A 12,170-nucleotide genomic window follows, 5' to 3' on the forward strand; every position below is an offset into this window, starting at 1 on the left:
CGGTCTTTTTTTTATGGCTAATTATTCAACACCCTCGGGGTTGTTAGCTATGATAAATGCTAGTCACTTGCTATTTTTCTCAATCATTAGATACGAAAAAGCCAGCATTAGCCGGCTTTTTGATGTTTTATTAGATCGTATTTTGCTTTATGTTAGAAGCTTTTTACGAAAGCAACGCCATAAACCCAAGGGCTGATATCCACTGAGCCAATATCGTCGCCATTTAAGCTAACGTCTGGCTCGATATCCATGTAACGCGCATCGATACGGAAGGCTTCGGTTGGCGTGAATGGAATATCAACACCGATATGACCGGCGACACCAACGCTGTCATCGATATCTAAATCGTTACCATTGCCTAGATAAATTCTTTCTTTAAAGAAAGTGGTGTAGTTAACCCCAACGCCAACGAAAGGTTTGACGTTCATAGGTAGGTTATAGTCATCGAAGTGATACTGCAGCGATAGCGTAGGCGGTAGATGCTGAGTTTTTGCATCGACCTTATTGCCGTTTGCATCGGTTAAGGTAATGTCATGATGAAACGGAATAGCAGCTAGTAGCTCAATACCGACATTATTTGCGACAAAATACTCGCCACTTACGGTTGGGCGAATATCATCATCAACTTCTACAGAAAAAGCACCGTCGGCTAAGGTACCGTTATCGCTTTTTGGGTCAACCATATGAGCGCCGGCGGCGACCGTCCAAGTACCAGCAGGTACAGCAAAAGCAGAAGTCATAGTCAGGGTAGTAGCAGCAGCTAAAACTAGGGATTGTAGTTTCATCATTTGATCCTTGAGGTAATAAATGATTATCAGCGTATTACTGGTGAGGGATGACACCAGTTCTGATATCCTATGTTACAGTGATAAGATAAAGTATTTATCTTGTATTTATTATAATATAAAAACCCTACAAAGAGTAGTGAATTAAAATAATCTAGCAATATATTATGGCCTAGAGATAGTTTTTCGAAGGATTTATACGGTTATTGAGGATAAAAAGATAATAAGAATAAAGAGGTGATGGGTATAGAAAGATAATGAAGCTCAAGAGATTGAGATAAAGGGTTGATAGAGGTTTTGAAATAAGGAGGAACAGATGACAGGCTATTGTAGTAATTCGCCGCTTCGTTGCAGCAAGGCGATGTCAATGACGATCTTAAATGAGACGAGTAATAGCTGCCCTCAGTGCGGTCTAGCGTTAATCTCTGATAGTAGCAATAGCAGCTCACTTATAGAACAGCGCGCTCTACAATTAGGTTTAGTGGTTGTTATCATATTACTGTTAACACTCATTTATAGCTATTATGCGCTATTAATCTAAGCCGATTTTCTTGGTTAGTCTTATGGGTTGGTTATTCTATTCTATATCAGCTTTCGTAAGCTTTCGGATCTTCTCAATTAGTTTTGACGATCTTCTAAGCTCACGATTTTTAATCAAAACTGTCGCTATTTTCTATGAGTTTTGTTTTGTTAAATATCAGCTGAGCGTTTAGAGTGGTAAACTTTATAATTCGTAATTTCTCTTCTTTATTCAACTATCGCTCTTGTTAAAAGGATCAGCATGGCCTTTCATCCCATTCGGCAATTACGTCATTTCGTTTACAATGTTTTGCAAAATGATGAACATGACACGCTATTTAGCCGTAGTGTTGATTACTTTCTAATTTTCTTAATCATGGCCAATGTCACAGCGGTGATTGCTGAGTCTGTTGATCAATGGTATTACCCTTATCAGGAGTATTTTACTTTATTTGAAAATTTCTCAATCGTGGTGTTTTCGATAGAGTATCTATTGCGGTTATGGAGCGTAGCCGAGGCCAAACCTGATAATACGACTTGGCGTCAACGTTGGGAGTGGCTAAAAAGTCCTTCTGCTTTAATCGATTTGGTTGCGATTGCGCCAGCCTTCTTAAATTTCTTTGTGACTATCGATCTGCGCTTCTTAAGAATATTGCGCTTGTTCCGTATTTTGAAGCTCACTCGCTATTTTGCTTCAATGCGTATTTTGCTCGTGGTCATCAGTAAAGAAAAAGGCTCGTTCCAAGCGGTCATTTTTATCTTAATCATTATGATAGTGACCGCGTCCAGTGGTATCTATTTGGTTGAGAATCATGCGCAGCCAGAAGAGTTTGAGTCGATACCTAAAGCGATGTGGTGGGCGGTTGTGACTTTAACGACGGTCGGCTACGGGGATGTGACGCCGATTACCAACGCCGGTAAAATACTCGGCGCTATTATCACTATTTTGGGGGTAGGTTTGGCGGCGCTACCGGCAGGTATTTTGGCGACAGGTCTTGCCAACGAGCTGGCTCAGCGCCGTGATGAGCTAGAACAAGACTTTCGCGAGCAGCTGATTGAGAGTGATTTTGATCTGGTGCAAAATCAGACAATGATCGACAAAATCCGCCGCGAGTTGGGACTTGATAGAGAGCAAGCGCAAGATATTGTGCTACAAGTATTGCGTGAGCAGGAGCTTGAGCGCCGAGAAAAAGAAGTGTCTAAAGCAAAAAACTTCTGCCCGCACTGCGGAGAGTCATTACGCTAACGGTTATCTTCTGGGTATCTAAAGGCTAGTTGTCGTTGGCTGCGCTATCGGTAGCGCGCGGGCTAGTTCGTGGGCAACTTGCTGCGCTAATTTTTCGATATTTTCAGCTTTTAGAGGCAGCTGTTGTACCGTTAGATACCAGTCGTCAACCTCGCGGCGCAAGTTTGCGACCCAAAGTCCGTAGCAGTCACGCGGCAGCTGCTTTAGATCGACGGTAAAAGCTCGGTTGTATTCGTCGTCACTCAAATGCACCTCACCTGCTTCTACGCCTGCAAGCGGTTGTTCATTGTAAGAATGGGCAATCATAGCCACGTGGCGAATATGAGCGGGAATGTGATCTAAATATAGGCGGATTTGTTCTTGATCTAGTGGCGCATGATAAAGGGCTTGCTCACCGCGATCTTTGCCATTTAAGCTATCGCCTTGATGCCGTACTGACTCCGCTTTATCACGCAGCTGCTTGAACCAAACGATGTCATCTATGACACAATTATCATCATAGAGCACGCAGGCGATATCGACATCGATAGCTTTATCATTTTGTTTGAGCCGTTTTTTCAGTCCGGTCGCTTTTGGCGGAGTGAATTGATAATTCATCGCAAAAAACAATCTATCCGTAGCGAAACCAAGAGCGCTTAAGCTCTCTGATAAAGGCAGTGATGGGGTAGAGGCTGACATAAGTTTCCTTCAATAATGCGGCGGTTTAAGAGTATATTTTTAGCTGATTAGGCTTGCTCTACTAGGCTGAGCTTAATAGCTTATAGCGGATTATGAGTTTTTCCTAACACCACTTGATGTAGAAGATCAGGTTTGGCAGCCAGTAAGCCGTCACCGAAACCGCGCAGCCACCAGACCAATTGTGAGGTCATATTGACGGTAGCTTTTACGCTCAAAGTATCGTCATCATTGATAGTAACGGTTTGATCCTCACTCAGCTGGCTCTCCGTCAAGCTTTTACCTGCCCGCCTAGTAAAGGTCAGCTCAACAGCAGTATTTTTGCCATGATCGGGTAACTGACTGAGCAGAGGATGAGTAAAGCCCATACCGCCAGCATCTAGATAGCTATCTAATAAGAAGTCCTCAGGCGTTACAGCACTTGTCTCTAGGATCTCAACGCTCGCAAAACGATGCAGAGCAAAGGTACGAATAATGAGCTCAGGGTCATCCGTGCGCGTTGCCAGTAGATAGATAATCACCCCGCGCTGAATAATGGCGATAGGGTTTAGGATATATTCGCTGGCCTCATTTTTATTGCTACGAGTGTAACGAGCTTTGATTTGTTGTTGATAAAATAGCGCGTGATAGATATTGTCTTTACTTTCTATATCGATAGGGGGCGCGATTAGGGGCTGAGTAGCCGGCTCAATACGGACTCGGTCGATCCAAGAGTGGGTGACTTTACTATTTTTGAGCTGTCGTCGTGCTAAATCAAACCAAGGAAACAGCTCATCTAAGATAGCAGGCGGTAGCAGCTGGGTCAGATTGGCCTCAACCATGTTGAAGGCGACGGCTTGCGATAGGTTCATATGCGGTAAGCTCTGTAATGGCGCATCATCGCACCAGCGCCAGCCTTGCGGATTGGCGTTGTTCTTCTCAATGGGAAAGCGCTTGGCTAAGGCATTGAGATCACGCTGCACCGTACGTAAGCTAATATCAAATCCGGCTAACTTTAGCTGCTCATAAATATGAGTCGTACCGACCCAGCGGTTGCGCTGAAGCTGTGATAATACTTGCCACTGCCGCGCGGTGGTAGCGGCGCCATGGCGGCTAGCTACCGAGTCAATCGTTGCCTCCGATGCAAGATCGCTAGCTACATCGACAGATTCAGAGTCGGTCAGTGATTGTTTCATATTCTTTATGGTGTCGGTGTCAGTCGCTTTAGTATTTTGCGCAGTCATTGGCTGATAACCTATATAAAGTCAAGTTGGATATCTTAAGATTAAAGCTTTAGCCCAATATCGTCATGAGTATCGGTATGAGCAACAGTAACAGTCTCAATATAGACTATAGCCGCAAATCTGTCTTACTTGTTTCAATCAATACGAATCAACACGCCTCAATCAAAGTGTTTTATCATCGCAGAAAATATGACTAGCGTCTAGGGACGATTGTCCATCCTAATCTGTCTCATAGGGCTCATCGCTTATGTCGTGGCTGTCATAGACATCGCTATCTTCATTATCATTATGCTCTAAGTCATCTTTTGCCTGTCTAGGGTTGGTATTACCGCTATCACGCTTTTTGCTAAGCTCGTCACGGCGCTTGTCGGTCTTTTTTTGACGTTTGGCTTTGCGCTTTTTTTTGGCTTTTTTGTCGGCCTTTTTATCTTCGATTAGCTCATCTGCCGCTTGGCTCTCATCCCATGATATAAGCCGCCTTAAGATTTTGCCAAATAAAGTGTCTTTATGATAGTGACCTTTTTTATTGAGAGTATCAATGGGTAGACCGGTCATCAAAGTGAGCGCTTCATTGATAGTGCGCACGCCGTAAACGTAGAAGCTACCAGCTTCGACCGCTTTGATAATATCATCACGGAGCATCAACTGATTGATATTAGCCATAGGAATGACCACCCCTTGTTCCCCTGTCAGCGCTTGCTCGCGGCAAGCATCAAAGAAGCCGGCGATCTTGGCGTTAATGCCGCCGACGGCTTGCACTTCGCCCAACTGATTCATCGAACCGGTAATGGCAAAGGCTTGGTTGATAGGCACATCAGCGAGCGCTGATAGTAATGCACAGGCTTCGCTCACCGTAGCGCTATCGCCGTCGATATGAGCGTAGCTTTGCTCAAACGCTAGCGAGGCGCTAAAGTTGAGCGCATGATGCTGACTAAAGAGCGCACGCAGATAGCTGGTCATAATCAGCATGCCTTTAGCGTGCAAGCTGCCGCCTAAATCGACATCGCGCTCGATGTCTAAGATATCTCCTGCGCCAATATTAGGCTGAATCACCGCCGTCAACCTTGCGGGCATACCAAACTCACTATCGGCGTAGCTGACGACCGTTAGCGCGTTGACTTGACCAACCGCTACTCCCTTCGTTTGAATCAGCTGTTGGCCGTTTTTTAACTCATCCCAGTATAAGTCGCGCAGGTAGCCTGAGCGTTCATCCATATCGCTAATGGCTTGCTCTACATGCTGAGCGCTGACGATTGCTTCATTAGTGTTTTGCTGCGTAGAAGTTTTATGATCTAAGCGCGCATGACGATGGGACTCATGCAGCAGCTTGATCAAGCTATCACTGTGTAAACTGAGCCGATTTTGGTCTTCTGCTTGCAAGCTTAAATGCTCAAGAAGTGCCGCTTGCGCGCGGCTATCGAAGGGATAAAGATTGGCGTGATCGATAATATCAGCCATCTTAGCGACTAGCGCCAGTTCATGCTCTTGACTGCGAATGACGTCGTCATGAAAGTCCGCGCGCACCTTAAATACGGCATCAAATTCTGGCTCTAGCTCTAATAGCTCATAATATAGATCCGCTTCACCCAGCAAGATAACTTTGACATCGAGATCGATAGGGACAGGCGCTAAGGATAAGCTACCGGTCAAGGTTAACATTTGCTCAAGGCTTGAGAGCTTGATTTTACGCGATTGCAGCGCGCGCTTGAGACCTTGCCAAGCATAAGGGTGTTCAAGCAAGTGACTGGCCTCTAACAGTAGATAGCCGCCATTAGCCCGATGTAGCGCGCCGGCACGTATCATGCTGACATCGGTTGTCACGGTCCCTAACTGAGTGACTTGCTCCACATGACCGAGTAGGTTCAAATGAGTCGGCAAGTCTTCAAATATCACTGGCGCGCCACTATCAGGCTGATGATTGACCATGACGTTGACCGCATAACGACTCGGCGTGGTGGCTAGTAGTGCGGTAACAAACTCCTCATCATCGCCATTGACGATGTGCGGAGCGTGAGCGACCATGTCGTTAAGCAGCGCTTGCAAATAGTCGAGCACGACTTGTTGGCTTGCGAACTGCTCGCGTACCTCAGTGAATAAAGGCTGCAGTGCTCGCTGAGCGATATCACGATGTAGAGTTTCAATCGTGTCGTTGGCTTCATCTTCTAATTGTTCTAAGGCGATGGTCAGCTGATTGAAGCGTTTTTGCATGTGGTTTTTGTGAGTGAAATGACCTTTATTATTTTCGGTTTGCGTAGGCTTGTTGGGTTTATTTTGCTGATTAGGTTCATTTTCTTCTGCATCAGCAGCGCGGCTTTCGGCATCTGCTGATAATTGACTAGGATGCACAAATACCGCTTTATTATCCGAGGCGCGAAAGCTCAAAGCTAAGTCATATTGTTTGCCTTCAGCATTTAAGGCCTCGTAAGCATGGCTTTCTTTTTCGTGAGCGGCATTTTTTATCGCTTCGATCTGGCTTTGATAGTAGTCGCTACGAAAGCGCTGACTGAGTCGTTTTTTGGCCTGTAGCCATAAGCTATTGACTTGCTGCTGCAACTGTTTAGCTTGTCCTGCGGGCAGGCGCAACGACAAAGGCGTACGCGGATCGGCAAAATTATGGACATAGACCCAATCATTAGGCGTGGGATCTTTGGCAGCGATTTGCTGTAATAAGCGGCTGATAATAGTACGTTTGCCAAGCCCATTTTCGCCAGCAGCAAAGACATGGTAGCCACTAGCGTCGATATCTATTGCAGTCTGCAAGGCTTTAAGGGCGCGCTGCTGACCGAAGCCGATATCTAAGGGCGGCGCACTGCGAGTGTCATTAGGCAAAGGCTTAGCCTGAGTGTAACGCTTCAATTGCTTGGTATCGATCAGGCAGCGCTGTTTGGTTTCAGCGAAGACAGGATGAGGGGTCATTGATGCTTTATCCTCATCATGGTTTGTATGATTTGAGAGATTCGAGGGTTTGCTAGCAGCAGTGAACGATTTGATCATAGGGTATAGTAATCATCTAGATAAAAGAAATTTGGTAAATAAATGGTGTTAAGGGATAAAAGTGATGAGTAGCGAAAGTCATCCTGTCTAACAGGACTAAACGTATTAACGATTAAATGTAAGGTAGATAGTATAAGATGACCAAGATTGAAGCAATCTATAACTATTCAAGCGTTGAGGTGCATGATAAAATAATCGGTTCAAATAAATAATGGATAACGTGTTATATGTCAGCTTCTGCCACTTCCTCGTCCGCTAGCCCTACCATTGACCCTACTGGATTTGCAAAGCTTGGCTCGCAGTTGCCGCTACTGGCAGGTATCTTGGCACAGGCAACTGAGCAGTTATCTTTAACGCTAACCGATACCCAGCAGCGCCAGTTATTATTATACTTAGATCAGCTTTTATTGTGGAATAAAGCGTATAATCTGACCGCCATCACCGATCCTGTCGAAGCCCTTATCAAACACGTTATCGATTGTTTGGCTATTATAGCGCATTTGCCAGCCGGGGATTTGTTAGATATAGGTACGGGTGCAGGCTTGCCGGCAGTGATTATTGCCATTTGTCAGCCTGAGCGTCACTGCACCGCGCTCGATAGCAATCAAAAAAAGATTCGTTTCATCAGGCAGATCAGCAGTGAGCTTGGTCTGGATAATGTGCAGCCTATCGCTGCTCGTATTGAGGCGCATGACGCACAATATCAGGTGGTCACCTCGCGGGCTTTTGCTAGCTTAACAGATTTTGTGTCAGTGGCGCAGCCGCGGCTAGCCGAGCAAGGCTATCTATGTGCGATGAAAGGCAAAGCGCCAAGTGCCGATGAATTATCAGCTCTAAAGCCAGCATGGCAGATAAAAACCATCAAACTAACCGTGCCTCGTTTGGATGACAGCCGACATTTAATTGAATTATCCAATAAAAGTGTCTAAGCTGTCGCCACTTTGTGTATGATAAAACAGCCGTGATCAAGATAAGGCAACATAGTTTGCTAATAACAGTTCAGCCATATGTATTGAAGGCAACCTTAACGTTAAAACTATATTAAAATAAAAAGTTTGATATAAATATCAGTAATAGACCTAATAAATTGAGTGAGTGTATGGAAATCATAGCCATTGCGAATCAAAAAGGCGGCGTAGGTAAAACCACCACGGCTGTGAACTTGACCGCAAGCTTAGCCGATAAGCGTAAGCATGTTTTGCTGATTGACTTAGATCCGCAGGGCAACGCCACTACCGGCACTGGCCTGCAAAAAAACGAGCTTGAGCTGACCATAGCAGATGTGCTGCTCGATGGTGTGTCGTTGCAAGAGGCAATCGTTAAAAGCCCAGCAGGGTTCGATGTCATCGCAGCAAATCGTGAGCTGGCTGGTATGGATATTACTTTGATGGGGCAGACCAACAGCCATGAGCTGCTAAAATCAGCCCTGAGCGACTTAGTCGCAGAGCAAGCGAATAAACAAAGCCAGCCTTACGACTACATTATTTTAGACTGTGCGCCAAGCTTGAATCTTTTGACGGTGAATGCGTTGGTGGCGACTGATGGGGTGATTATCCCGATGCAGTGCGAGTACTATGCGCTCGAAGGTTTAGCCGATTTATCACAAACGATTGAGCGCTTGACTGAGCTTAATCCTAAGCTGCATATTCGCGGCGTCGTGCGCACCTTATTTGATGCGCGTAATACCTTAGCCAATGACGTCTCCCAAGAGCTAGATGCGCACTTTGGCGATATCATGTATCGCACCCATATTCCAAGAAACATTCGCTTGGCAGAAGCGCCTGCGCACGGCATACCGGTATTGGCTTACGAGCGCTGGTCCAAAGGCGCTAGAGCTTATCAAAAGCTTGCTGACGAAGTCATCGAACAAAGCAGTTAAGACTGCAGAGTCGTTAGAGATAAATAGTCGTTAGAAATAAAGACTTAAAACATTTAGTATTGAGCAGTATATTTATAAATGATGGCATCGAAAAAAGAGTGAGTCGGTGTCTTCATTATTATCATTTGGTTTTTATTGTAGCGTTAGAGGATAAGGAATCATGGCGAAAAAACGAGGATTGGCTGCCAATCGAGGTTTAGATGCCTTATTAGGGTCAATAAAAAAAGAAAAGCAAATCACCGCTTCAGCATTGCAAGATGACATGGCAGCGCGCGCCGGTAATGCTGAGAACGATGTTGCCAATGATGACTCTGCCAGTGATAAAACTGCTCGTAAAGATCAGAGCGCTACCACCCCTATAACCGGTGATGTGACGGTCAGTAAAAAGGCAGCGTCGACAAAATCTATAGCTGCTAATCAAGATGATGCCCCGCAGTCAACTAAACGATCGGCGCGTGCTACTCGTAACCCTGCTAAAATGCGCAATCATAAACCTCGCAGCAATGAGCAGGATAATACAGCGTCAGAAGATCAAATCAGCTTAGTACAAATAGATGTCAATCGCCTGCAAGCGGGTAAGTATCAACCGCGCCGCGATATGAGTGAGACGGCCCTAGCAGAACTGGCTTCTTCTATCGAGCAGCACGGCGTCATGCAGCCGATTGTGATCAGACCACTACTAGCCAATGAAGATAAAAGTACAGATGAGGTCACGCATGAGATTATCGCTGGCGAGCGCCGTTGGCGCGCCGCTAAAATGGCAGACAAAGCGGTTATACCAGCAATTGAGCGTGCCTTGTCCGATGAGCTCGCTATAGCGCTAGCTTTGATCGAAAATATTCAACGCGAAGATTTGTCCGTTATCGAACAGGCAGCGGCGCTTCAGCGCTTTCATACAGAGTTCGGTATGAGTCATGCTATGATCGCTGAGGTAGTAGGGAAGGCGCGTACGACGGTATCTAACTTACTACGCCTCAATCAGCTCCACGATACGGTCAAAGACCATCTCTCAAATAGCGCGCTTGATATGGGTCATGCGCGCACGCTTTTGGCTTTGTCTTCCAAGCAGCAGCCGATCATTGCCCAAAAAATCATCGATGGCAATATGACGGTACGTGAGGCGGAAAAGCTGGTCAAGTCCATTTTGCAGCCTACCCAAAAAGCTAAAAATAAAGACGCCTCGCAAACCCACGATGTCGAGCGCCTGACCCAGCGTTTAACAGATGCGCTAGGGGCACAGGTTAAGCTGAAACACAAAAAAGGCGGTCAAGGTAGCGTCGAGATATTCTTCCACAACCAAGACGAGCTGACCGCTCTTATCAAACATTTAAATGTGCAAAGCTAGTCTTTGTTCTAGCCTCTATTGCTGTCATTAATAGTTCCTAGAAGCTATCTGGCAAATAAAGCTCAGTAGAAATCTCAAAAAAAAAGAGAAGCCTTATGTGGGAGTTGGTAAAAGCAGGCGGTTGGTTAATGATGCCCATCGTCGTCTGTTCAGTCGTGGCGCTTATTATTATCATTGAACGTAGTAGTACTTTACAGTTCAATAAAGTGGTGCCAATAAAACTGCGTGAGCAGCTGATCAATCGTTTACGCGAGAATGGTACTATCGGGCGCACACAATTGGTCAATGTCAAAGAAAAAACTCCGCTAGGCGACATTTTGGCGACCGGCTTGCTCTATCGCCAGTATGGGCTTGACTCTATGACCATGCACATGCAAAACCGAGCGAGCGTACAGATTCATCAATTAGAAAAAAACATCAATATGCTCGGCACTATAGGGGCCATAGCGCCGTTATTAGGTCTATTAGGTACCGTATTGGGTATTATCTCTTCGTTTTTGGCCATTACCGATGGCGCTATGCAAGATCCGACCTTGCTGGCCGCTGGCGTCTCACAAGCGCTGATTACTACTGCTGCCGGTATGATTGTCGCTATACCAGCGCTGGTTGCCTACCGTTACTTTCAGCGGCGTATCGTTGATATTAACGCCCATTTTGAGACTGAAGCGGGGCTGATGATCCAAGAGCTCTATGATTATAAGCTGCTAAATGTCGCTCATGACTCGGCCTATGATTTAGATCTATTAGCAGCGAATAAAGCTGGAACAGGGCGCTCTAAGCACTCGCATAGCCCTGATCATTCTTTAGACAAATCTTTTAGCTTAGAGTCCTAGCTAACGATTGACTGAAATACTGACATGACTGTCTTTATGTTGAATTTTGAATACTCATGTATTGATACTACTCAATACCATTAGATTGGTACCACCAAGAGTTAGCTCCATCAAAGAGATTGCTATGCGTTTTAGAAAGCCTACTGTCGAGCCGCTTGAGATTAATCTGACGCCAATGATTGATTGCTTGCTCTTTTTAATTATATTTTTATTACTTGCTACGTCCTTTAACCACTTTAGCCGTCTTAATATCATCCTGCCTGAGGCAGAAGGTGTTGAAGTAGTTGAACAGCAAGAGAGTATTGAGGTAGCGGTACAAGAAGACGGCAGTTATCTGGTTAATGGTATAGCGCTTGCTAATAGCAATGCGGCGGAATTGACCAGTTTGCTTCAGCAAGAAGCAGGGAGTAATCGTCAGCTACTGTTCGTAATTGCTGCTGATGCAAACGCTACTCATCAATCAGTAGTACAAGTGATGGACGTCGCTGGTAAACTGGGATTTTTGAATATTAATATCAGTACCGTCGTCCCTTTAGGTCAGCCGCTACCGCAGTAGAACACTTAAGACTACAAGGATAAAGTAAGCGCTATCAATGAGTGGTTAGAGCACTTATCCTGAGTTTTTTATCTGTCATACCTTGGATCTGAAGTCTTTTGCAGACATAGCTATC

Annotated in this window: 10 protein-coding genes; 6 read left to right on the forward strand and 4 right to left on the reverse strand. The window is 45.3% G+C overall.

What is annotated here, in order from left to right; genetic code table 11:
• Window positions 1–152 precede the first annotated feature (152 nt).
• The gene (locus ACTXGJ_RS00545) at window positions 153–785 is read right to left on the reverse strand and encodes an OmpW/AlkL family protein (protein WP_443564796.1); all 633 of its coding nucleotides are present in this window, start codon (window positions 783–785) and stop codon (window positions 153–155) included.
• A 781-nt stretch (window positions 786–1,566) separates the two neighbouring features.
• Here ACTXGJ_RS00545 and ACTXGJ_RS00550 point away from each other — a divergent pair.
• Window positions 1,567–2,550: an ion transporter gene (locus tag ACTXGJ_RS00550; protein WP_439273911.1), complete on the forward strand. Its 984-nt coding sequence runs from the start codon at window positions 1,567–1,569 to the stop codon at window positions 2,548–2,550.
• 18 nt (window positions 2,551–2,568) lie between these two features.
• Here the strand turns inward: ACTXGJ_RS00550 and ACTXGJ_RS00555 are convergent, their stop codons facing one another.
• The 3 genes from ACTXGJ_RS00555 to ACTXGJ_RS00565 all read right to left on the reverse strand — a co-directional run bounded on the left by ACTXGJ_RS00555 (window position 2,569) and on the right by ACTXGJ_RS00565 (window position 7,364).
• Window positions 2,569–3,228: a TerD family protein gene (locus tag ACTXGJ_RS00555; RefSeq protein WP_443564797.1), complete on the reverse strand. Its 660-nt coding sequence runs from the start codon at window positions 3,226–3,228 to the stop codon at window positions 2,569–2,571.
• An 80-nt stretch (window positions 3,229–3,308) separates the two neighbouring features.
• Complete coding sequence (locus ACTXGJ_RS00560) at window positions 3,309–4,448, reverse strand: helix-turn-helix transcriptional regulator (RefSeq protein WP_443564798.1); 1,140 nt, start codon at window positions 4,446–4,448, stop codon at window positions 3,309–3,311.
• 219 nt (window positions 4,449–4,667) lie between these two features.
• A complete protein-coding gene (locus tag ACTXGJ_RS00565; RefSeq protein ID WP_443564800.1) occupies window positions 4,668–7,364 on the reverse strand; it encodes a Lon protease family protein in 2,697 nt (898 codons plus the stop codon).
• 305 nt (window positions 7,365–7,669) lie between these two features.
• Here ACTXGJ_RS00565 and rsmG point away from each other — a divergent pair, with 305 nt between their 5' ends.
• The 5 genes from rsmG to ACTXGJ_RS00590 all read left to right on the forward strand — a co-directional run bounded on the left by rsmG (window position 7,670) and on the right by ACTXGJ_RS00590 (window position 12,055).
• Complete coding sequence (rsmG, locus tag ACTXGJ_RS00570; protein ID WP_443564801.1) at window positions 7,670–8,371, forward strand: 16S rRNA (guanine(527)-N(7))-methyltransferase RsmG; 702 nt, start codon at window positions 7,670–7,672, stop codon at window positions 8,369–8,371.
• Window positions 8,372–8,541: 170 nt separating this feature from the next.
• Entirely contained in the window at window positions 8,542–9,321 is a 780-nt protein-coding gene (locus ACTXGJ_RS00575) for a ParA family protein (protein ID WP_443564802.1), read from the forward strand.
• Between the two features lie 160 nt (window positions 9,322–9,481).
• The gene (locus ACTXGJ_RS00580) at window positions 9,482–10,666 is read left to right on the forward strand and encodes a ParB/RepB/Spo0J family partition protein (RefSeq protein WP_443564803.1); all 1,185 of its coding nucleotides are present in this window, start codon (window positions 9,482–9,484) and stop codon (window positions 10,664–10,666) included.
• A gap of 95 nt (window positions 10,667–10,761) precedes the next feature.
• The gene (locus tag ACTXGJ_RS00585) at window positions 10,762–11,499 is read left to right on the forward strand and encodes a MotA/TolQ/ExbB proton channel family protein (protein WP_443564804.1); all 738 of its coding nucleotides are present in this window, start codon (window positions 10,762–10,764) and stop codon (window positions 11,497–11,499) included.
• A gap of 124 nt (window positions 11,500–11,623) precedes the next feature.
• Window positions 11,624–12,055, forward strand: a complete 432-nt coding sequence (locus tag ACTXGJ_RS00590; RefSeq protein ID WP_439241058.1) for an ExbD/TolR family protein — start codon at window positions 11,624–11,626, stop codon at window positions 12,053–12,055.
• Window positions 12,056–12,170 lie beyond the last annotated feature (115 nt).

The sequence above is a fragment of the Psychrobacter sp. 1Y11 genome, from assembly GCF_052259045.1.
Taxonomy (GTDB): domain Bacteria; phylum Pseudomonadota; class Gammaproteobacteria; order Pseudomonadales; family Moraxellaceae; genus Psychrobacter.